Source organism: Nonomuraea sp. NPDC003707 (assembly GCF_053587055.1).
Genome location: NZ_JBSFNK010000007.1, coordinates 1 through 20,605, shown reverse-complemented (window position 1 = coordinate 20,605; position 20,605 = coordinate 1). Strand labels below are relative to the sequence as shown.

17 protein-coding genes and 1 pseudogene are annotated in these 20,605 nt (G+C 71.5%); 12 read left to right on the top strand and 6 right to left on the bottom strand.

Annotation, left to right across the window (positions count from 1 at the left end; all coding sequences use genetic code 11):
* The first annotated feature begins 4 nt into the window (after nt 1-4).
* The 6 genes from ACWDRB_RS19745 (at nt 5) to ACWDRB_RS19720 (ending at nt 7,045) form a co-directional block, all read left to right on the top strand.
* Complete coding sequence (locus ACWDRB_RS19745) at nt 5-919, top strand: NADP-dependent oxidoreductase (protein ID WP_449895656.1); 915 nt, start codon at nt 5-7, stop codon at nt 917-919.
* A 34-nt stretch (nt 920-953) separates the two neighbouring features.
* On the top strand, nt 954-1,730 hold the full coding sequence (locus tag ACWDRB_RS19740) for an Fpg/Nei family DNA glycosylase (RefSeq protein WP_449895654.1): 777 nt from the start codon (nt 954-956) through the stop codon (nt 1,728-1,730).
* A 173-nt stretch (nt 1,731-1,903) separates the two neighbouring features.
* Nucleotides 1,904-2,911: a GDSL-type esterase/lipase family protein gene (locus ACWDRB_RS19735; RefSeq protein ID WP_449895652.1), complete on the top strand. Its 1,008-nt coding sequence runs from the start codon at nt 1,904-1,906 to the stop codon at nt 2,909-2,911.
* Nucleotides 2,912-3,349: 438 nt separating this feature from the next.
* The gene (locus tag ACWDRB_RS19730) at nt 3,350-3,823 is read left to right on the top strand and encodes a (2Fe-2S)-binding protein (protein WP_449895650.1); all 474 of its coding nucleotides are present in this window, start codon (nt 3,350-3,352) and stop codon (nt 3,821-3,823) included.
* Nucleotides 3,816-4,805, top strand: a complete 990-nt coding sequence (locus ACWDRB_RS19725; protein ID WP_449895648.1) for an FAD binding domain-containing protein — start codon at nt 3,816-3,818, stop codon at nt 4,803-4,805. The genes ACWDRB_RS19730 and ACWDRB_RS19725 overlap by 8 nt, the downstream gene beginning before the upstream one ends.
* The gene (locus ACWDRB_RS19720) at nt 4,802-7,045 is read left to right on the top strand and encodes a xanthine dehydrogenase family protein molybdopterin-binding subunit (RefSeq protein WP_449895646.1); all 2,244 of its coding nucleotides are present in this window, start codon (nt 4,802-4,804) and stop codon (nt 7,043-7,045) included. The genes ACWDRB_RS19725 and ACWDRB_RS19720 overlap by 4 nt, the downstream gene beginning before the upstream one ends.
* A 99-nt stretch (nt 7,046-7,144) precedes the next feature.
* On the opposite strand, the gene ACWDRB_RS19715 is transcribed toward ACWDRB_RS19720, so the two are convergent.
* A complete protein-coding gene (locus ACWDRB_RS19715; protein ID WP_449895644.1) occupies nt 7,145-8,038 on the bottom strand; it encodes an NAD(P)-dependent oxidoreductase in 894 nt (297 codons plus the stop codon).
* Between the two features lie 145 nt (nt 8,039-8,183).
* Here ACWDRB_RS19715 and ACWDRB_RS19710 point away from each other — a divergent pair, with 145 nt between their 5' ends.
* On the top strand, nt 8,184-9,008 hold the full coding sequence (locus tag ACWDRB_RS19710; RefSeq protein WP_449895642.1) for an alpha/beta fold hydrolase: 825 nt from the start codon (nt 8,184-8,186) through the stop codon (nt 9,006-9,008).
* A 70-nt stretch (nt 9,009-9,078) separates the two neighbouring features.
* Here ACWDRB_RS19710 and ACWDRB_RS19705 read toward each other — a convergent pair whose 3' ends face one another.
* Nucleotides 9,079-10,356 (bottom strand): aminotransferase class V-fold PLP-dependent enzyme, encoded by a 1,278-nt coding sequence (locus ACWDRB_RS19705; RefSeq protein ID WP_449895640.1) that lies wholly within the window; start codon nt 10,354-10,356, stop codon nt 9,079-9,081.
* 202 nt (nt 10,357-10,558) lie between these two features.
* On the opposite strand from ACWDRB_RS19705, the gene ACWDRB_RS19700 reads away from it, so the two are divergent.
* The 4 genes from ACWDRB_RS19700 to ACWDRB_RS19685 all read left to right on the top strand — a co-directional run bounded on the left by ACWDRB_RS19700 (nt 10,559) and on the right by ACWDRB_RS19685 (nt 13,613).
* Nucleotides 10,559-10,957: a hypothetical protein gene (locus ACWDRB_RS19700; protein WP_449895638.1), complete on the top strand. Its 399-nt coding sequence runs from the start codon at nt 10,559-10,561 to the stop codon at nt 10,955-10,957.
* A gap of 93 nt (nt 10,958-11,050) precedes the next feature.
* Nucleotides 11,051-12,139 (top strand): PLP-dependent cysteine synthase family protein, encoded by a 1,089-nt coding sequence (locus ACWDRB_RS19695; RefSeq protein ID WP_449895636.1) that lies wholly within the window; start codon nt 11,051-11,053, stop codon nt 12,137-12,139.
* Complete coding sequence (locus ACWDRB_RS19690; protein ID WP_449895634.1) at nt 12,136-13,401, top strand: MFS transporter; 1,266 nt, start codon at nt 12,136-12,138, stop codon at nt 13,399-13,401. Before ACWDRB_RS19695 ends, ACWDRB_RS19690 begins: the two co-directional genes overlap by 4 nt.
* Before the next feature lie 83 nt (nt 13,402-13,484).
* Nucleotides 13,485-13,613, top strand: coding sequence for a hypothetical protein (locus ACWDRB_RS19685; RefSeq protein WP_449895632.1), 129 nt, complete (start codon nt 13,485-13,487; stop codon nt 13,611-13,613).
* Nucleotides 13,614-13,709: 96 nt separating this feature from the next.
* Here ACWDRB_RS19685 and ACWDRB_RS19680 read toward each other — a convergent pair whose 3' ends face one another.
* Nucleotides 13,710-15,215 (bottom strand): CehA/McbA family metallohydrolase domain-containing protein, encoded by a 1,506-nt coding sequence (locus tag ACWDRB_RS19680; protein WP_364250195.1) that lies wholly within the window; start codon nt 15,213-15,215, stop codon nt 13,710-13,712.
* Nucleotides 15,216-15,431: 216 nt separating this feature from the next.
* Here ACWDRB_RS19680 and ACWDRB_RS19675 point away from each other — a divergent pair, with 216 nt between their 5' ends.
* Nucleotides 15,432-17,000, top strand: coding sequence for a M28 family metallopeptidase (locus ACWDRB_RS19675; protein ID WP_449895629.1), 1,569 nt, complete (start codon nt 15,432-15,434; stop codon nt 16,998-17,000).
* A gap of 196 nt (nt 17,001-17,196) precedes the next feature.
* On the opposite strand, the pseudogene ACWDRB_RS19670 reads toward ACWDRB_RS19675, so the two are convergent.
* The 3 genes and pseudogenes from ACWDRB_RS19670 to ACWDRB_RS19660 all read right to left on the bottom strand — a co-directional run.
* A pseudogene (locus tag ACWDRB_RS19670) lies at nt 17,197-17,337 on the bottom strand (cellulose binding domain-containing protein); the annotation flags it as partial.
* A 215-nt stretch (nt 17,338-17,552) separates the two neighbouring features.
* Nucleotides 17,553-18,584, bottom strand: a complete 1,032-nt coding sequence (locus tag ACWDRB_RS19665) for a LacI family DNA-binding transcriptional regulator (protein ID WP_449895627.1) — start codon at nt 18,582-18,584, stop codon at nt 17,553-17,555.
* A gap of 87 nt (nt 18,585-18,671) precedes the next feature.
* Nucleotides 18,672-20,605 (bottom strand): non-reducing end alpha-L-arabinofuranosidase family hydrolase (locus ACWDRB_RS19660; protein WP_449895625.1); only part of this gene is annotated, 1,934 nt, incomplete at its 5' end.

Here is a 20,605-nt window from a genome sequence, read left to right as displayed (position 1 = left end):
TGCCATGGCTTTCACCGGCTTCGGCGCCGACCTGGCCGCCGCCGACCTGCCCGTGCCGGAACCGGGTCCCGGCGAGGTGCTGGTCCGGGTGCTGGCCTCCTCGGTCAACGGTTTCGACCTGGGCGTGCTGGGCGGCTATCTCAAGGGCGTGTACGACTACGAGTTCCCGGTCGTGCTCGGCAAGGACTTCGCCGGCACCGTGGCGGCCGTCGGGGAGGGCGTGACCGGCCTGACGCCGGGTGCGGATGTGTTCGGCGTGGTCATGCGCCCGACCCTGGGCCAGGGCGGCTTCGCCGAATATGTGGTGGTGAGCGAGCAGTACGGCCTGGCCAGGATCCCCGAAGGGCTCGGCCACACCCGCGCGGGCGTGCTGGGGCTGGCCGGGACCGCCGCGCTTAACGCCGTCGACGCCGTCGCCCCGGCACCGGGCGAGACCGTCCTGATCTCGGGCGCGACCGGCGGCGTTGGCGCGTTCGCCATCCAGCTGGCCGCCGCGCGCGGCGCCAGGGTGATCGCCACCGCCAGGCCCGGAGCCGAAGCCGCCTTCGTCACGGGCCTGGGCGCCACCTGGGCCGTCGACCACGCCGATCTGCCGGCGCAGGTGGGCGCGATCGCGCCGGGCGGGGTCGACGCCGCGCTGCACCTGGCGGGCGACGGCCCGGCGGTCGCCGCCCTGCTGGCCGACGGCGGGCGGCTGGCCTCCACCCTGCACTACGTGCCCGACGAACCCGGCCGCGACCTCAAGGCCACGGCGGTGATGGCCGACCCGAACCCGGACACCCTGGCCCGGCTCGCCGCCGACGCGGCCGAGGGACGCCTGCGCGTGCCGGTGGCCCGCGCCTACCCGCTGGCCGAGGCGCCGCGCGCGGTCTCCGACTTCACCACCGGCACCGTCGGCAAGCTCGCCGTCACGATCTGAGCAGGTAGGCGGCCCTGGTGGGCAGGGTTTCCCCATGCCGGAACTCCCCGACGTGGAGGGCTTCCGCCAGGTGCTGTCGGAGCACACCGGCGAGCCGATCAGGGCCGTGCGCGTTCGCGACCCCGGGGTCCTGCGCGGCATCGGCGCCCGGCGGCTGGCCGCCGCGCTACGCGGACACCGGTTCGAGCGGCCGCGGCGGCACGGCAAGTGGCTGATCGCGCCCGCCGGCGGGCCGGTGCTGATGCTGCACTTCGGCATGACCGGCTCGCTGTCCTGGCACTCCCCCGAGGAGCCGTGGCACCGGCATGACCGGGTCGTCTGGCAGTTCGACGACGGGGAGCTGCGCTACCGGGACATGCGCAAACTCCAGGGCATCCGCCTCGCCGCCGACGAGGCCCAGGCCGAGCGGGTGCTCGGCGGCCTCGGCCCGGACGCGCGCGAGGTGTCGTACGCGTGCTTCGCCAGACTGCTGTCGGGCCGCCGGGGACGGCTCAAGCCGGCGCTGATCGACCAGGCGTTCCTCGCCGGCCTGGGCAACCTGCTCGCCGACGAGATCTGCTGGCACGCCGGCGTCGATCCCCGGCGTGCCGTGGCAGATCTGGACGAGGCCGCACGCGCCGCTTTGTACGGGGCGATGCGCCGGGTCCTGCGCGTGTCGATCAAGGCCGGATGCGTGCCCGCACGTGACACCTGGCTGACCGGCGTGCGCGACGAGCCCGGCGGCCCCTGCCCGCGCTGCGGCACACCCCTGTCCCGCTGCCGGATCGCCGGCCGTACGACCGTCTGGTGCCCGGTTTGCCAGCCTCTCTGAAGGCATGAACCTTTCACCGGGTACGCGCCACTGACCTGCCCGGAAACGCGCCGCGCGAACGATCTCGTTGACGGTCGTTCATGACCGAGAGTCCACTGGTGGGCAAGCCCTCTGCCGGCCATCACGGTCGCCGACCGGCTCGCACCCATCGTCGCCCCCAGGATCGGACTCTGATGAGGACACGGCTGCTGCTCAGCACGCTCGTCATCGCCCTGGTCACAGCGGTCACGCCGCGGGCCGAGGCGGCGACGGGCGACGGCTCCCCCACCGACGCCAACATCTCCTTCACCGGGCGGTGGGACACCACCGCCTCCACCGCATACGTGCCGTACTGGGCGGGCGCCTACCTCACCACCGGTTTCACCGGCAGGACGGTCAGGCTGAACCAGCGCAACACCATCGACCTGTACTACAGCGTCGACGGCGGCGCGTGGGTCTACATCCAGAACGTACGCGGCTCGGTCAACCTCACCCCCACGCCCCTGGCCGCGGGGAACCACACCTTACGCGTCTCCTACCGGGTCGTCGCCGGGTCCTACCACGGTGACGCCGTCTTCCAGGGCCTCGTGCTCGACCCGGGGGCCACGACGTACGCGATCGCGCCCCCGTCCAAGCTGATCGAGTTCGTCGGCGACTCCATCACCGTCGGCACGACCACCTCCAAGAACGCCCTGACCGCGTACGGCTGGCTCATCGGCGAGCGCCTCGGGGCCCGGCACACCCAGGTCGCCCAAGGCGGTGCCTGCCTGGTGGCGACCGCGGACGGCTGCGTCGGCCTGGAGGCGCGCTTCCCCAAGCTCAACCCCAACGCCGCCACCCCGGACTGGAACTTCTCCCGCTACCAGGCCAACGCGGTCGTGATCAACCTGGGCACCAACGACGTGGGGCACGGCGTGAGCACCACCACTTTCCAGGCGTCCTACACCCACCTGCTGCAGGAGGCGCGGGCGGCCTACCCGGGGGCGGCGATCTTCGCGCTGGAGACCTTCACGAAGCGGTACGCCACGCAGACCCGGGCCGCGGTCACCGCCCGCAACTCCGCGGGCGACGCCAAGGTCTACTACGTCCCCACCGAGGGCTGGCTGACCAGCGCCAACATGTCCGACAACGTCCACCCGAACGACAGCGGCCACGTGGTCATCGCCGATCGCCTGGCGCCGATCATCAGCGCCAGGCTCTGAGGGAGGGCGCCTGCCCGCCGAGCAGGCGGGCGAGGCCCTTGACGATCTCGGCGGCCGGCACCGCCTGCCCGGCTCGAACACCCGCCCCATCGAGGCCTCGACGGCCGCGTCGGGGTCGGGCCATCCCAGGCCAGCGTATCCGGGGCTCGGGTCGCCGGTGCCCGCCGCCAGGCTGTCGCCGACGGTGGCGAAGCGGCGCCAGGGCGCGCGGGCGAGCAGGTCCGCGGCGCGCTCGGTGGGCAGGCAGTGGGGATCGGACTCTTCTACGCGAGTGGTCACGAAACAAATAGTACGATCGTTCGTACTCATTCCTCTATGGCGTATAGTCGGTGAGGACCTCCCCCCGTGAGGGCGCGGCTCGTGCCGTGCCGGAATCGAGGGGTTATGGCTCATGACACGACTCACCGGAGTCCCGCGCCGACGATCGCGCGGGTCGCGGTGACCTTGACCGTAAACGGCGTCGATCATCGGCTCGACCTGGACCCTCGCGTGACCCTGCTGGACGCCTTGCGCGACGGGCTGGGGCTGACCGGCACCAAGAAGGGCTGCGACCAGGGCGCCTGCGGCGCGTGCACCGTGATGGCGGACGGCAAGCGGGTCCTGTCCTGCCTGACATTGGCCGCGCAGTGCGAGGGCCGGGCGATCACCACCGTCGAAGGCCTCGCGGCCGACGGCGTCCTGCATCCGATGCAGGAGGCGTTCGTCCGTCACGACGCCTTCCAGTGCGGCTACTGCACCTCCGGGCAGATCATGTCGGCGGTGTGCCTGCTGGCGGAGGGGCGCGCGGGTTCGGATGCGGAGATCCGCGAGTTCATGAGCGGCAACCTGTGCCGGTGCGGCGCCTACCCCAACATCGTCAAGGCGATCCGCGAGGTCCGCGACCGGATGGGGGCGGGTGACCGCGATGCGTGAGTTCGAGTACGTCAGGGCGGGCGAGGTGGGCCAGGCCGTGGCGACGGTGACCGCCGATCCCGACGCGTCCTATCTGGCCGGCGGCACGACTCAGATCGACCTGATGAAGGACGGCGTCCTGGAGCCGGACCGGCTGGTCGACATCACCCGGTTGCCGCTCGCCGGCGTCACCCGCGACGGCGATGTGCTGCGCGTGGGTGCGCTGACCACGATGGAGGAGCTGGCCGCCGACCCCACGGTGACCGAGCGCCTGCCGTTCCTGCGTGAGGCGCTGCTGCTGGGTGCGTCCGTCCAGCTGCGGAACATGGCGACGATCGGCGGGAACCTGTTGCAGCGCACCCGCTGCCGCTACTTCCGCGACCCCACCGTCCCCGCGTGCAACAAGCGGCACCGTGGTTCCGGGTGTGCCGCGGTGCGGGGGGCCGCCAGGATGCACGCGATCCTGGGCGCGAGCGAGCACTGCATCGCCGTGCACGCCTCGGACATGGCAGTGCCGCTCGTGGCGCTGCACGCGGTCGTGCACCTGCGCGGGACGGGCGGGGAGCGCTCGGTCCCGCTGACGGAGTTCTACCGCGTGCCGGGGGACACGCCCGACGTGGAGAACGTGCTCACCCACGGTGAGCTGATCACCGCTGTGGACATCCCGCTGCTCCCGCCGGACGCGCACTCCACGTACCTCAAGGTCCGCGACCGGGTCTCCTACGAGTTCGCGCTCACCTCCGCCGCGGTGGCCCTGCGGTTCGGCGGCGGCGTGATCGGCGAGGCACACGTCGCCCTGGGCGGCGTCGGGACGATTCCCTGGCACGCGCCCGAGGCCGAGCAGGCTCTGCGGGGGCTGCCTCCGAGCCTGGAGGTCTTCACCGCGGCGGCCGAGGCCGCCGTCCGGGACCCGTTCACCGTGGAGGGCACCGCCTTCAAGGTCGAGCTGGCCAAGCGCACCCTGGTGCGCGCCCTGCGAACCGCCGCCGGAGGTGCGTCATGACGCTCGTCGAGCAGATCGACCTGGTCGGCGAGGGAGTGGACAGGGTCGACGGTCCCTTGAAGGTCACCGGCGCCGCGCACTACCCCAACGACTTCAGCTTCCCCGACCTGGCGCACGCCGCGCTCGTGCGCAGCACCGTGGCCGCCGGGCGGATCAGCCGGCTCGACACGAGCGCCGCTCAGGCCTCGCCCGGCGTGCTGGCGGTCATCACCCACCAGAACGCGCCCTCGCTGGGGCGCGCGTCCGACACGGTGATCCTGTCGGCCCCGCCGCCGCCGTTGCAGGGGGACCGGATCCTGCACTACGGCCAGTACGTGGCCGTGGTCGTGGCGGGCACCGCCGAGGAGGCGACGGCCGCGGCCCGCCGGGTCGAGGCGGAGTACGAGGCGACCGAGCCGCTCCTCGACCTTCATGACCCCAGGGCGGAGGTGCTCACCGACCCGTTCGAGTTGGACTCCAGTCGCGGCGACGTCGGGGCCGCCCTGGCCTCGGCCGAGGTGACGTTCGAGGCGACGTACACCACGGTCGACAACACCAACAACCCGCTGGGCCTCTTCACCACCGTGGCCGCCTGGGACGGCGAGGCCCTCACCGTCCACGACTCCACCCAGTGGCCCGACGCTCTGCGCACGGCGCTCGCGCAGGTGTTCGGCGTCCCGGAGAGCGGCGTGCGGGTGCTGGTCCCGTTCGTCGGCGGCGGCTTCGGGGCGGGGCTGCGCGTGTGGCCGCATGTCATGCTCGCGGCCCTGGCCGCGCGCACGGTGGGCCGGCCGGTCAAGCTTGTGCTGACCCGCCCGGAGATGTTCACCGGTGTCGGTCACCGCACGGCCACGGAGCAGCGTATCAAGATCGGCGCCACCCGCGACGGACGGCTGGCCGCGATCGACCACGAGAGCACCACGACGCTGCAGATGGAGGGGGACAACTTCGAACCGTGCGCCTCCGGCACGGCATACGCCTACGCCTGCCCCAACGTCTCCACGCGTGACCGGCAGGTCCGGCTGAACGTCACCTGGTGCAACTCGATGCGCGCCCCCGGCGAGGCACAGGGCAACTTCGCGCTGGAGTCGGCCATGGACGAGCTGGCCTACGAGCTCGGCATCGACCCACTCGAGCTCCGGCTGCGCAACTACGCCGAGAGCCAACCGCAACTCGGCCTCCCGTGGTCGAGCAAGGCCCTGCGCGAGTGCTACGAGGTCGGTGCCGAACGGTTCGGCTGGTCGCGCCGCCTACCCGAGCCCCGCTCGATGCGCGACGGCGACTGGCTGATCGGGTACGGCCTGGCCGGCGTCTCGTTCTTCTGGTTCCAGAAGCCGTGCGAGGCGACCGCGACGCTGCGCAGGGACGGGACGGCCCTGGTGCGCAGCGCGGTAACCGACATCGGAACCGGCACCTACACCGTGATGGCCCAGCTGTCGGCCGAGCTGCTCGGGCTGGACCTGCCGCGCGTCACCTTCGAACTCGGCGACACCGACCTGCCGCCGGGGGCCGTGGCGGGCGGCTCGGGCCTGACGGCCAGCCTCGGCAGCGCGATCCACGCCGCCTGCCGCAATCTCGTGCAGGCATTCCTGGACACCGTCCGCGACGATCCCACCTCGCCGCTGGCGGGGTGCGCCGTCGACGAGGTCAGCATCGGCCGCGGTCGCATCCACCGGACGGGATCGCCCGAGCGCGGCGAGGCATACACCGACATCCTCGTCGCGCACGGGCTGACGGAGCTCAGCGCCCACGGCGCCAGCACCCCGGCCGACTCGCGGGAGCTGGGCCTGGCGCCCGCGGGACCCTTCGGCGCGAAGTTCGTGGAGGTGCGGGTCGACCCGGATCTCGGACTGCTGCGGGTGGCCAGGGTCGTCTCGGTGATCGACGCAGGCCGCATCCTGAACGAGAAGACAGCCACCAGTCAGATCATCGGCGGCACGGTCGGCGGCATCGGCATGGCCATGTTCGAGGAGACGGTCACCGATCCGGGATCCGGGCGTATCGCCAACGCCACCTTCGGCGACTACCTGATCCCCGTCAACGCCGACATCCCCGACATGCAGGTGAGCTTCGTCGGCCGCCCCGACAGGTTCAACCCCGTCGGGGTCAAAGGCGTCGGCGAGATCGGCCTCGTCGGCATGGGCGCCGCCATCGCCAACGCGGTCCACCACGCCACCGGCAGGCGCATCCGCTCGCTGCCCATCACGATCGACCGGCTCCTCCAGCCTGTCGCGGCGGCCGACGGCCCGAATCGGCCCTGAGCAGGTCCGCGCCGAGAGGGGTGAGCGTGTGGATCTTTGCCCAGGGACGCCGGGGCCCGACGCACGGGCCCGACGCACGGGGCCGGCGATCGGGGACGCTCAGGCGGTAGCGGGATCGTCGTCGAAGCTGGCGTAGTAGGCGGCGGCCATGTCCTCGTCGCCGTGACCCTGCGCGGCGGCACGGTCGAAGCGTGCGGCGCCGGCGGCGGCGACGTCGAGGCGGACGCCGTGCTGCTCCCCCGCCTCGACGATCAGGTGGGCGTCCTTGGCGGCGGTGGTGACCGCGAAGCTGGGCGGCGTGAGGCGGCCCTCCAGCACCAGGCCGGTCTTGATGCGCAGGTAGCCCATGTCCAGAGGGCCGCCCTCGATGGCGTCGAAGAAGCTCTGCGGGTCCACGCCGAGCGCCTTGGCCAGGGCCAGGACCTCGCCGGCCGCGTTGGTGGCGGCGAGGACCCAGCTGTTGGCCACGAGCTTGAGCCTGGTGGCGCCGGCGGCGGCGCCGTCCTCGCCGGTCCACACGGTGCGGGCGCCGACGGCGTCGAACACCGGCGTCACGCTCTGCCGGCCCTCGCCGGGTCCCGCCGCCAGGACGAGCAGTTGCCCGGCCTCCGCGGGCTGGCGGGTGCCGAGGACGGGCGCGTCGTAGAAGACCAGCCCGTGCTCGCGGGCGAAGGCGGCCATTTCGCCGATCGCGTCGAGGCCCGCGGTGGTCGACTGCACCCAGGCGGCGCCGTGGCGCAGGGCGGGCGCGGCCTGCCGCATCACCTCCAGCACGGCGGCACCGTCGTAGAGCATGGTGAGGACGACGTCGGCGTCGCGCACAGCCTCGGCGGGGGTGCCGGCGACGTGCACCCCCTCGGCGGCCAGCGGTTCGGCCTTGTCCCTGGAGCGGTTCCAGGCGTGCACGGCGTGGCCCGCGCGGGCGAGGTTGCGGGCCATCGCGGCACCCATGATCCCGGTGCCCAGAACGCTCACGGTGAGGTTGTCGGTCATGACGTCGCCTTTCTCTCTTGTCGTGCCGGTTCAGGACGAGGATCCGTACCCGGCTACCCTTCCCGGCGGCGCGCACGCTAACTTGAACATCGATGTTCAGGTTATGATCCTCGAACGGTGCGGAACGCATTCCAGGAGGGGCGCCATGACGACCGGCCACGCGGGACAGCTCGCCTTCGAACGGCGAGGGGAAGGGCCGCCGGTGGTGCTGTTGCACGGCATCGGGCACGACCGCCACGGCTGGGATCCGGTGACGGATCGGCTGACGCCCCACCATGAGCTCGTGCTGGCCGACCTTCCCGGCCACGGCGGCTCGCCGCTTTCCCCCGGCGGCGGCCCCCTCGGGGTCATCGAGCTGACCGATCGCGTGGAACGCCTGCTGGACGAGCTCCACCTCGATTCCCCGCTGATCGCCGGCAATTCCCTGGGCGGCGCGATCGCGCTGGAACTGGCGCGCCGGGGCAGGGCCCGAGGCGTGGTCGCGCTGGCGCCGATCGGATTCTGGTCGCGCCTGGAGGTCGCCTACGTCGTGGCGGCGCTGCGCGGCTCCCGCGGCCTGGCCCGCCTGCTCGCTCCGCTGCTGCCCGCGCTGGTGCGCCGCAGCGTGGTACGCGCCACGACGATGGGCCTGTACTTCGCCCACCCGCTCCGGCTCAGCGCGGACGAGACCCTGCGCACCATGCGCGCCTTCGCCGACGCCCCGGGAGTGCGGGCGATCCTGCCGTACAGCCGGCGCTACCTCTTCGGCAACGGCCGCGGCATCGATCAGGAGGCGATCACGATCGCCTGGGGCACCCGGGACCTGCTGCTCATCGGCGGCCAGGCCCGCCGGGCGCGGACGCTGCTCCCCGCCGCCCGCCACGTCAGGCTGGCCGGCAGCGGGCATGTCCCCATGTCCGACGACCCCGCCGGCGTGGCCGGCCTGATCCTCGCCCAGGGCCGGCGGAAGCCGTCAGGCAGTTCCTCGTAACGGCGGGTCCGGCCGTCGCACAGCCCGCCGTCCGGCGAGCCGGTTCGGATCGGACAGGCGGGCCGGCAGGTCAGGGTTCGCGGAGGTCGCGCAGTGCGGCCGTGAGCCGGTCGATGTCAGCCGCGGACGTGAACAGGGCGGGCGTGACGCGGACGCCGCCACCGCCCGCCATGCCCGTCCGGGCGACGGTGAAGATCCGATGGTCGCGCATCAGGCGGTCGGCGATGGCGATGTTGTCGGCCTCCGTGGTGAGCCCGCGCAGGCGGAAGGCGGTGATGGCGCCGTACATGCCGGGCTCGTCCGGGGTGAGGATCTCCACGTTCGGGACGTCGCGGAGCGGGCGCACCCAGCGGTCGCGCAGGAACCGCAGCCGGGCCTGCTTCACCTGCGCCCCGAGGGCGTCGTGGAAGTCCAGGGCGGCGTCGACGGTGAGGAAGGGCGCGACGTTCATGGTGCCGGAGTGGACGCGCGAGCGGATGTCGGTGGCGGTGTAGGTCTCGTCGGCGTAGAGCGGGTCGATGTCGCCCAGGCGCTGCTCGCGGACGTAGAGGAACCCGGCACCCAGCGGCGCGCCCATCCACTTGTGCAGCGAGAAGACGGCGAAGTCGGCGTCGAGGTCGGGGAGGGTGAAGTCGAGCTGCCCCCAGGAGTGCGCGGCGTCCACGATCACGTCGACGCCCCGGTCGCGGGCCATGGAGACGATCCGGCGTACCGGCGTGACCAGGCCGGTGCGGTTGTTCATGTGGCTGAGCAGGAGCAGCTTCGTCTTCGGGTGCTCGCGCAGGGCGCGCTCGTAGGTGTCCAGCACCGCCTGGCAGGTCGCGGGCTCGGGCATGACGATCCGCGCGACCTCGGCTCCACGCCGGTCCTTCAGCCAGTTCATGGCGTACTGGCCGCTGTGATAGTCCAGGTCGGCGTACATCACCTGGTCTCCGGGGCGCAGGCGGCGGTAGCCGGAGATCAGGTTCTGCAGGGCCTCGGTGCCGCCCCGGGTGAGCGCGATCTCGTCCCTGGTGACGCCGAGCATGCCCGCGAGGCGATCGCGGATCCTGTCGGCGCCGGCCTTGTACGTGGTGCGCAGCAGGTGCGAGTTCTGCTCGTTGAGCAGGTCCACATTGCGGTGGTACGCCTGCCGTACGGGCTCCGGCATGACGCCGTAGTAGCCGTTCTCCAGGTTGACGAAGTCCGGGCTCACCCGGAACCGGCGGGCGACGGCGGCCCAGAAATCCTCGTCCCGGGCCAGCCGCTCGGCGGTGACGCCGCGCCGGACGGCCGGCGGTCCGGCGGTGACCGGAGCGGCGGCCAGCGCACCGAGTCCGGCGACGACCCGGCGTCTCGACACGGTCATGGACGGCTTCACCACCTGACATCAATGGGACACGCGAATCCCCAGTGTGGCGTCGGTCGCGGCAAACCGCGGGTTCATTTCCCCGTGTCGGCAGCAGGTGCGGCGGATTGCCCCGCACTCTCCATAAAGCGCCTACCGGCTTTACCGGAATCTTTGAATTCTCCGGGCGCGGCCGGCGGCCTCGCGGGCATTATCACCGGTGATGCTCACGACACGGACCACCCGTTCCCGCCGTCCGCCCGGCCGGCCGGCGGCGCATGCGGTGCTCGCGCTCGTGCTGCTCATCGGCGTGGTGTTCGCCCATGGCGGCGCGTGCGCGGCCGTGGAGCTGTCGGAGCCGGTCGCCCACAGCGTCGATCTGAAGAACACCGCCGTCTACAGCGCGCGATGCCTGCACCGCGAGCTGCCGCCGCGCCACCAGCACGGCACCGAGCAGGACTGCTCGGCGACCAACCCGGCCGACACGCCGATCTTCGCGGCGATGTCCACGGCCTCGTCCGTCCCGTCGGCGCAGGCCGCCGCGGCGGCCACGACAGTCCCGGCGCGCGCCGCCGGGACCGCCGCGCCGTTTCTGGAAAATCTCTGCGTGATGCGCATATAGGACCGCGACGTCCATCAGCCGTCCATGTCCGCCCGGATTCGCGGCCATTCGGTCATGCCGCGAATTACGCCATTCACTTCGGGGATTTCACCAATGTCATCACAAGCTACTTTTGCGCGCCCGCAGAAGACGCCGCCCACCGGTTTCTCGTCGCTTTCCCTCGCCGTCGGCAATACGCCGCTGGCATTCATCTCCGAGCCGTTCGTACCGGGAGGAGGGTTCTGGGCCAAGCTGGAAGGGTTCAATCCGGGCGGCATCAAGGACCGGCCGGCCCTGCACATGGTGCGCCAGGCCAGGGCCCGAGGGGACCTCCGGCCGGGGGCGACGATCATCGAGTCCACCAGCGGCACCCTGGGGCTCGGCCTGGCCCTGGCCGGGATCGTCTTCGGCCATCCGGTCGTGCTGGTGGGCGACCCCGGCATGGAGCCGCTCATGTGCCGGCTGCTCTCCTCCTACGGCGTACGCCTCGAGATCGTCCGCGAGCCGCACCCGGCCGGCGGCTGGCAGGAGGCCCGCCGGGAACGGGTGCGGCGCCTGCTGGCCGACATTCCCGGCTCCTACTGCCCCGACCAGTACAACAACCCGGACAACGCCGACGCCTACGCGGGGCTCGCTCACGAGTTGCTGGGCCGGTTGCCGCACATCGACACGCTGGTGTGCTCCGTCGGCACCGGCGGGCACAGCGCCGGCATCCACGGCGTGCTCCGCCGCCATTTCCCCCGGCTGAAGCTGGTCGGCGTCGACACCGTCGGCTCGACCATCTTCGGCCAGCCCGCCCGGCCCCGCCTGATGCGCGGGCTCGGCTCCAGCATCCATCCCCGCAACGTCGCCTACGACGCCTTCAGCGAGGTGCACTGGGTCAGCCCGGCCGAAGCGGTCTGGGCCTGCCGAGCCCTGGCCGCCGGTCACTACGTCTCGGGCGGCTGGAGCACGGGCGCGGTCACCCTGGTGGCGCGCTGGCTGGCCCGCACCGCGCCTGACCAGACCGTCGTGGCGGTCTTCCCCGACGGGCCGTGGCGCTACTGGAACAGCATCTTCGACGACGACTACTGCCACGCCAACGGCCTGCTCGGCACGGTCCCGGCCGAGGAGCCCGACCTCCTGCGCGAGCCGGCCGAGCGGGAGGTGCACCGCTGGACGCGCTGCGCCACCGTGACGGACCCCCTGGCAGGCCGGCGATGAGGGACACGCTGCGGCAGTTCCGCTCCTTCGACCGGCCGATCCAGCTCCTGCAGATCAACCAGGCGGGCATCAACCTCGGCTTCTACATGCTCATGCCCTACCTCGCCCAGCACCTCTCGGCCGGCGCCGGCCTGGCCGCCTGGACGATCGGGCTGATCCTGGGCCTGCGGAACATGAGCCAGCAAGGCATGTTCCTGATCGGCGGCACCCTGGCCGACCGGCTCGGCCACAAGCCGATGATCATGCTCGGGTGCGCGCTGCGGACCGTCGGATTCGCCCTGTTCGGGCTGACCACCTCGCTGCCCCTGCTGGTCCTGGCCGCCGCCGTGACGGGCTTCGCGGGCGCGCTGTTCAACCCCGCCGCGCGGGCCTATCTGGCCTGCGCCGCCGGGGAGCGCAAGGTCGCCGCCTTCGCCGTGTTCAACGTCTTCTACCAGGGCGGCATCCTGCTGGGACCGCTGGCCGGCCTCGCCCTGCTGCATACGGGGTTCACCGCCGTGTGCCTGTCCGCCGCGGCGATCTTCGCGGTGCTGACCGTCCTGCAGGGGCTGTGCCTTCCGGCCCGGCGCGCTCCCGTGCCGGAGGAGCGGCAGCCGGTGCTGCGGGAGTGGCGGCGGGCGTTCGGAGACCGGGCGTTCGTGTCCTTCGCCGCGGCGATGATCGCCTCGTACGCGCTGTCGTACCAGATGTATCTGGCCCTGCCGCTCGAGGTGCAGCGCCTCGGCGGCGGCGAGGCGGGGGTGATGGCCCTGTACGCCCTCTCGGCGCTGCTCGGCATCGCCGGCCAGGTCCGCCTGACCGCCTGGAGCTCGGCCCGGTGGACGCGCGGCCAGGCGATCAGCCGCGGCCTGGCGCTCATGGGGGTCGCTTTCCTGCCGCCCGCGGCGCTCGCCCAGCCGGCTCTCGCGCCGGCGTGGGCGATGGTGCCCGTCGTGATGTGCGTGCTCCTGCTCACCCTGGGCACGCTGGTCGCCTTCCCGTTCGAGATGGCCACCATCGCCGACATGGCGGGAGATCGGCTGATCGGCACCTATTACGGGCTGTACAACCTGCTGTCCGGGCTGGGGATCCTGGCCGGCAACCTCGTGGCCGGCGCTCTGGTCGACACGGCCCGCTCCACCGGGTGGGCCGGCCTGCCGTGGCTGCTCCTGGCCGTCGCGGGGCTGGCCTCCGCGGCGGCCGTCCGGCGGCTGGACCGGCGCGGCCGGCTCTCCCCCGCCTGCCGGACCGCCGTGCTCGGCGACCGGCCACAGGCGGCATAGGGGCGGTAATCTGCTAGCCGGCGCAGAACACGGCAGGGGGCGACGGTGCGGCCGCCGGTAAGGACGCGTTCGTCGCCGAGGCCATGCGGGCCGCGCTGGACGAGGCGGGCGACGTCTCGGCGGCCGTGCAGCGCTTCGTCGGCACGGTGACGCCGGAGGTGGCCGCCGCCTTGCGGGAGGCGCTGGGTGAGCGGAACGGATCCGCGCCGTGATCGCCTGACCGGTCCGCGTCACCCTCTGACGACGGGGTCGAGGCCGGTGGCGGGATGACCGGGCGCCGCGCCGCGCCCGGTCATCCCAGCTTGGTGTCAGCGCTCGATGAACACCGGGTTGGAGTAGAACCACAGGTCGGCCCACGGGTCGGAACCCTTCGGGTCGGGCTGGGGCTCGAGCTCGTCGGTGTTGGTGCCGCGGACGCGGACGTACATGGGGCCGTCGATGTCGCGCACCGTGTGACGGACGACGATCTCGTCACCGTCGCGCCGCCACTGGCCGGCGCCGTAGCGGGCCTCGACCTTGGTGGTGGGGTTGGTGTCGGAGGAGCGGTCCTTGGCCGGGCCGGTGACCCGGCCGGTGATGATGTCGACCCGCTTCACCTGCGGCCGCTGGCCCTTGGCGTTGGCGGTACGCGGCACGCGGAAGCGGACCTCGACCTCGGCGTCACGGTCGTTGCCGCGCAGCGTGAGGGTCTCGCCGACGCTGACGGTGTTGCCCTCGGCCTGGCCCTGCGCCTGGCCGGCGCGGGAGACCGTGAGGTCGAGCTGGTCGATCAGGTCGCCGATGACGACGAAGATCCGGCCGCTGCGCAGACCGTCGAGGATGTCGGCGTAGTCCCAGCCGGCGTGCACGTACGTCTTGGAGTACTCGCCCGGCCAGAAGTCGCTGCCGCCGTCGCTGTAGTGCCGGTGGGAATCGGACGTGGAGGTGATCCACCAGCGGCGCCCCTCACCGAGCAGCGAGTCCCACAGGCCGCCGAGCCGGGCGGTCATCTGGTCGAAACCACCCATCGTGGGGTAGTTGCCGTAGCCGCCGCGCTCGCCGTCCGGGTCGATGCTGCCGTCCTTCCTGAGCGTGCCGGCCTGGTGGCCGGGGGCGCCCTCGAAGCCGTGCGCGATCTCCGGCGCGGTGTCGTTCCAGTTGCGGAACTCCGCCGGGGTGTCCTGGCCGTAGACGCCCAGCCCGGAGGCGGAGCGAGCGGGGTGGTTCGCGAACAGCAGCGGCTTGTGCGGGAGCTGCCGCATCACGCGCAGCGCCTCCAGCATCTTCTGCTCGGTGTCGAACGTCGGGTCCGCGGGGAACGGGTCACGCTTGGAGAAGCGGCTCTCCAGCTGGAACAGGATGTCGCGCTCGGAGGACACCTTCGGGATGATCAGGCTGGAGTGGTCGGCCGCGGGCGTGTCCAGCTCCATGCCGTAGAACTGCAGCACCCGCGGCACGGACCGGCGCGCCTCCAGCAGGCTCGGGTACCTCTGCTCCGCGTCCAGCTTGGAGTGCAGCGGGCCACCGTGGTCGGTCGACACGATCCAGGCGAGCCCGAACTGCTGCGCGTGCGTGGCGTTGACCGACAACGGGTAGATCGCGTCCCCGCCGATGATCGGCTTGGGCGGGGTGGTGGAGTTGTCGTACCCCACGCTGAACTCGCTGTGCACATGGTGGTCGCCGGGCAGCCAGCGCCGGCGGCTCCCGCCGGGGCGCCGGTCGTCGGCCCAGGCCGGACCGGTCAGGCCGCCGACGGCGACCGCGCCGACCAGTCCGCCGGTAACGGCGAGCAACCGCCGTCGTGTCACGAGCTCGTTCTCTGGAGAAGCGGACATCGAGGATAGTTCCTCTCAAAAGGGCGCTATATGTCCGCACGAGTCCATCCATCACACGTGACGCGCCATCAACGGATCCTCGGCCTCGAGAAGAACAGTCGGAGACCGGCGGCTGTGCGATTCGGGTCTTCCCGAGGGCGGGTATGGCGGTCTACGTTCTCCTATGCCGCCGATTCGGGCAGAATGCACCGATTCCTGCGAGTCAAAGGAGCTCACATGCGCATCACCTCGCGCCGAGGTGCGTACCGCGTCCTCACCATGGCAGCGGCGCTCGCCTTACCCCTCGCGCTCGTCCCCGCCGCGGCGCAGGCGGACCCGGGACCGAACACGGCGCAGAAGAAGCTGATCGACTCCATCACCGCGCCCGCCGTCAAGAAGCACCTGCAGGCCCTGCAGACGATCGCCAACGCCAACGGCGGCAACCGGGCGGCCGGCACGAGCGGGCACGCGGCCTCGCGCGACTACGTCGTCAGCAAGCTCAAGAAGGCCGGCTACACCGTGACGGTGCAGCCGTTCGATTTCGCCTTCTTCGAGGAGAAGTCGACCGCCCTGCTGGAGCGGACCTCCCCCAACCCGCGGGTCTTCGCCCCGACCCCGCCCGACGGCTCCTCCACCGGCGAGTTCTCCACCATGACCTACTCCGGCTCCGGTGAGGTGACCGGGACCCTGCAGAACGTCGACCTGGTCCTGCCCCCCGGCCCGACGCCCAGCAGTTCGAGCTCCGGCTGCGAGGCCTCCGACTTCGCCGGCTTCACGCCCGGCAACATCGCCCTGCTCCAGCGCGGCACCTGCAACTTCGTCGTCAAGGCGCAGAACGCCCAGGCCGCCGGAGCCGCCGCCGCGATCATCTTCAACGAGGGCCAGCCCGGCCGTACCGACACCCTGCTCGGCAACCTCGGCGAACCCGTGTCGATCCCCGTCCTGGGCACCAGCTTCGCCGTCGGCCAGGAACTCGCCTCGGCCACCAGCGTGGTGCACCTCAAGACCGACACCATCAGCGAGATCCGCACCACCCACAACGTGATCGCCGACTCCAAGTGGGGCGACCCGAACAAGGTCGTCATGTCCGGCGCCCACCTCGACTCCGTACCGGCCGGGCCGGGCATCAACGACGACGGCTCCGGCAGCGCCGCGACGCTCGCGGTGGCCGAGGCGCTCGGCAAGGTCCCCACCCGCAACAAGCTGCGCTTCGCCTGGTGGAGCGCCGAAGAGCTGGGCCTGCTCGGCTCCACCGACTACGTGGACACCCTGCCGGCCGCCGATTTGGCCAAGATCAAGCTGTACCTCAACTACGACATGATCGGCTCCACCAACTACGCGTTCAAGATCTATGACGGTGACAACAGCGACGCCGTCGGCTCCCCCGCCGGCCCGCCCGGATCCGACGAGATCGAGAAGCTCTTCGAGAAGTACTTCGACACGCTGCGCCAGGGCCACAACGGGACCGACTTCGACGGCCGCTCCGACTACGGACCGTTCATCGCGACCGGCATCCCGGCGGGTGGCCTGTTCACCGGCGCCGAGGGCATCAAGACCGCCGAAGAGGCCGCGCTGTTCGGCGGCACCGCCGGCGAACCGTACGACCCCTGCTACCACCAGGCCTGCGACACCATCGCCAACATCAACGACAAGGCGCTCGCGCTGAACACCGGCGCCATCGCCACGGCGACCGTCGTCTACGGCTTCACCTCCGACCTGCCCGGCCCCGACACCCGCGCGGCGGCCACCACCAAGCGCGCCGCCACCAGCGCCGGCGCCGACCTCCAGGGCCGGTCGAAGGGCTGAGCGAACGGGCGCGCCGTCCCCAGGTCGACCGAGGCCGACCTGGGGGCGGCGCCTCACGGTGTCGCCAGTTCGAACCGCTTCACGGTGACGGCTCCCCCCAGTGCCCGGGCGGCGTAGTCGAAGACGGCGAAGCGATAGCCCATGAAGAACTGCCAGGCGTTGTTGAGCGTGAATCCGGGCCCAGGGACGGATCGTCCAGGTTGGTAACGCTCACATTGGCGCCGAACCCGTTCGCCCACTGGTTGGTCACGCTGTAGTCGATCCGGCAACCGGCCGCGGCCTGGGCGTTCGGCGCGACCAGGAGGCCCGCCGCGGCGAGCAGCGCGGCGGCGGCCATGGCCTACTTTGAAGACATGCTTCTCCCCACGGGCTGCGCTACGTAAGTTATGAGCGTTTTGACGGTAACTTTCGCGCACCCAATGAGTCGGACGGCGGCTCGGCACCGTCAAGCATCCGGCTTGTGGATCATTACCGCCGCTGCTCACGACGGAGGTTCCCATCTGCGTTTACGCGGGCGTGATCGCGGCTGAAAGTTTCACCCCGCGCCGACCGTCACCGACGCTTCGGCGGAGCGGTGCTGCCGCGGACGATGAGCTCCGTGGCGAATTCGACGCGGTGCTGCGGCAGCGGTGTGCCCTGGGCGAGTGCCACGACCATTCTGGCGGCAGCCATCGCCATCTCGGTGAGCGGCTGCCGGATCGTGGTCAGCGGCGGGACGGCCCAGCGGATGGAGGGCAGGTCGTCGAAGCCCACGACGCTGAGGTCGTCCGGGATGCGCAACCCGAGCTCGTGAGCCGCGCGGTAGACGCCCAAGGCCTCGCCGTCGTTGCAGGTGAAGATGGCGGTGGGCGGGTCGGGCAGGCGCAGCAGCCGATGGGTGCAGGCCAGGCCGTCCTCGATCTGGAAGTCGCCCCGGCAGATCAGCTCCGGGTCCACGGGCACGCGCTCGGTGTCCAGGGCGGCGCGGTAGCCGTCGAGCCGCGCCCGGCTGGACAGGGCGTGGTCGGGGCCGGTGATGACGGCGATCCGGCGGTGTCCGAGCTCCAGTAAGTGCCGGGTGGCCGAGAGCCCACCGGTCCAGTTGCCCGCGCCCACGGACGGCATCCGGTGACCGGGGTCGCCGGTCGGATCGAGGAGGACGAGGGGGATCTCGCGGCGGGCCAGCCGCTCCCGCTGGAGCTCGGTCAGGCCGGAGAAGACCGCGATGACGCCGGTCGGGCGGTGGCTGAGCACGCCTTCGAGCCAGTCGCTCTCGGGGATGTGGCTGCCCTGCAGCTCGGAGACCGACACGGTCAGCTGGTGCTCGCGCGCCACCTGCCCGACTCCCCTGATGATCTCCGTCGGGTATTCGCCCGCGAGTTCGTGGAAGACCAGCTCCACCGCGGCGGCCGGGTCGACGCGCCGCCGCTGCCTGCGGTAGCCGTGCTCGCGGATGAGGCCCTCGACCAGCGCGCGCGTCTCGGGCGCCACCGCGGAGCGGCCGTTGACCACTTTGGAGACGGTCGCCGCGGACACACCGGCGAGCTGGGCCAGCTCCGCCAACGTCAGCGGCTGTGCGCCGGACGACTCCCCGGTGGCGGTCATGGCCGTAGTTTAGGACATCGACGTGGGCCGCCCGGGGGTGCGGCGCGGCGGGTCGCGCCGCACCGCGGGCCTCCTTCCCCAGCGGGGTCAGCAGGTGGAGTTGGTCTGGGTCAGCAGGCCCAGCCGCCAGGGCAGGGAGTTGTAGTCGCCGCCGGCGGCGGGGTCCAGGCCCTGGTAGACGTACTGCATCTTGCAGGGGCTGATGGGCAGGGTCTGGTCGTTGCCGGCGCGGATCATCTCGCCGTGGCTGATGTCCCGGGTCCAGGCGGTGCCGCTGAAGGTGACGTTGTTCGCCCGGGCGAACGGGTTGCTCTCGCTGGCCGCCAGCTGCGTCCAGGACCCGGCGATGCTGCTGGAGGTCCAGGACCGGAACCAGCGCTTGCCGTCCGAGCCGATCGCCTCGACCAGCAGCAGGTACTGGTTGGCGCCCTGCACCTTGTAGACGTTGGACGCCTCGAACAGGTTGTTCCTGGCGTCCTGCATGGCGATGACGGTGTTGGTGAAGCCGTTGGGGAAGCTCGCCCGCGTCGTCTGCGACCGGTAGAGGTGGCCGTTGTCGTCGGAGGAGAACAGGTAGCAGTTGGCGTCGTCGCAGATCACCCACATGTCGACCCAGTAGCCGTTGCCGATGTTCTGCCGGATGGTGTCGGGCATCGCGGAGTAGAAGTTCTTCGGCGCGCTCCACCCGTTCGGGTTGCTGATGTCGGGGTTGGTGGAGTACGAGGCGTTACCGGTCTGGTAGACGAGGTACCACAGGTTCTGCGGCGCGAAGTAGAACACCTGCGGCGCGGCCCGGTAGCCGGTGCCGATCGGAGTGCGGTCCAGGTAGTAGTGCGTGGCCGAGCCGGCCTGCGACCAGTCGGTGAAGCTCAGGTACACCAGGTTGTAGCCCGAGGCGTTGGCGGTGCTGGCGAAGACGTGGTACTTGCCGTTGTGGTAAACCACCGACGGGTCCTTGATGCCCGCGATGTTGTGCGTGGCGTCCGGCTTCGGCGCGATCAGCTGAGCGCTGGAGCTCCACCGCAGGCTCGCGGGCAGCGTACCCCCGGGTGGGTTGGGATCGGAGCCGCCGCCCCAGGTCCACTTCTGGTTGCCACCGCCCGAGCAGGAGTACAGCTGGAGCTGGGTGCCGTTGCCGGTGCCCGCGCCGACGGCGTCCAGGCACAGCCCGGACTGCACGCCGACGATGGTCCCGTCGGAGTTGACCCGCCACTTCTGGTTGTCGCCGCCCCAGCAGCCGTAGATCTGGATGATCGCGCCGTTGCCGCTGCCGCCGGCGTCCAGGCACTTGCTGCCGTACACCTTGAACTCACCCGCGGAGCTCAAGCTCCACTGCTGGTTGGCGCCACCGGAGCAGTCCCACAGCCGCAGCCGGGTGCCGTCGGCGGTGCTGGAGTTGGGCACGTCCAGGCAGCGGCCGGAAGCCACCCCCTTGATCTGCCCGTTGCCGCCGGGCGGTGTCGTGGGGGTCGCTGTGGGCGTGGGGCCGGGGCCGGCGGCGTTGAGCGCGTTGAGGACCGAGGTGTAGGCGGGCTTCTTGTTGCCGTTGCCGTCGAACAGCAGCGGGGTGTCGCCAGAGCGCCAGGAGTCGGTGTCGCGCACGCCCCACACCGTGATGCCGGCGCAGCGCGGCACGGCCAGGCAGTCGTTGGTCACGTTGGCGTAGGTCTGCGCGGAGGCGCCTTGGATGTCCAGTTCGGTGATCTGCACGTCGACGCCGAGGGCGGCGAAGCTGGAGATGGTGGTGCGGTAGTTGCTGTTGTACGGGCTGCCGCTGTTGAAGTGCGACTGCAGGCCGACGCAGTCGATCGGCACGCCGCGCTGCTTGAAGTCGCGGACCATGGTGTAGACGGCCTGGGTCTTGGCCCAGGTCCAGTTGTCGATGTTGTAGTCGTTGTAGCAGAGCTTGGCGGCCGGGTCGGCGGTGCGCGCGGTGCGGAAGGCGACCTCGATCCAGTCGTTGCCGGTGCGCTGCAGGTTGGAGTCGCGCCGGCCGCCGGAGTTGCCGTCGGCGAAGGCCT

Coding starts and splice junctions, on each gene's coding strand:
- ACWDRB_RS19690 (WP_449895634.1), top strand. CDS start 12,136: ATGAGGGACACGCTGCGGCAGTTCCGCTCCTTCGACCGGCCGATCCAG.
- ACWDRB_RS19665 (WP_449895627.1), bottom strand. CDS start 18,584: ATGACCGCCACCGGGGAGTCGTCCGGCGCACAGCCGCTGACGTTGGCG.
- ACWDRB_RS19720 (WP_449895646.1), top strand. CDS start 4,802: ATGACGCTCGTCGAGCAGATCGACCTGGTCGGCGAGGGAGTGGACAGG.
- ACWDRB_RS19725 (WP_449895648.1), top strand. CDS start 3,816: ATGCGTGAGTTCGAGTACGTCAGGGCGGGCGAGGTGGGCCAGGCCGTG.
- ACWDRB_RS19680 (WP_364250195.1), bottom strand. CDS start 15,215: ATGTCCGCTTCTCCAGAGAACGAGCTCGTGACACGACGGCGGTTGCTC.
- ACWDRB_RS19685 (WP_449895632.1), top strand. CDS start 13,485: ATGCGGGCCGCGCTGGACGAGGCGGGCGACGTCTCGGCGGCCGTGCAG.
- ACWDRB_RS19715 (WP_449895644.1), bottom strand. CDS start 8,038: ATGACCGACAACCTCACCGTGAGCGTTCTGGGCACCGGGATCATGGGT.
- ACWDRB_RS19710 (WP_449895642.1), top strand. CDS start 8,184: ATGACGACCGGCCACGCGGGACAGCTCGCCTTCGAACGGCGAGGGGAA.
- ACWDRB_RS19740 (WP_449895654.1), top strand. CDS start 954: ATGCCGGAACTCCCCGACGTGGAGGGCTTCCGCCAGGTGCTGTCGGAG.
- ACWDRB_RS19705 (WP_449895640.1), bottom strand. CDS start 10,356: ATGACCGTGTCGAGACGCCGGGTCGTCGCCGGACTCGGTGCGCTGGCC.
- ACWDRB_RS19700 (WP_449895638.1), top strand. CDS start 10,559: ATGCTCACGACACGGACCACCCGTTCCCGCCGTCCGCCCGGCCGGCCG.
- ACWDRB_RS19675 (WP_449895629.1), top strand. CDS start 15,432: ATGCGCATCACCTCGCGCCGAGGTGCGTACCGCGTCCTCACCATGGCA.
- ACWDRB_RS19745 (WP_449895656.1), top strand. CDS start 5: ATGGCTTTCACCGGCTTCGGCGCCGACCTGGCCGCCGCCGACCTGCCC.
- ACWDRB_RS19735 (WP_449895652.1), top strand. CDS start 1,904: ATGAGGACACGGCTGCTGCTCAGCACGCTCGTCATCGCCCTGGTCACA.
- ACWDRB_RS19695 (WP_449895636.1), top strand. CDS start 11,051: ATGTCATCACAAGCTACTTTTGCGCGCCCGCAGAAGACGCCGCCCACC.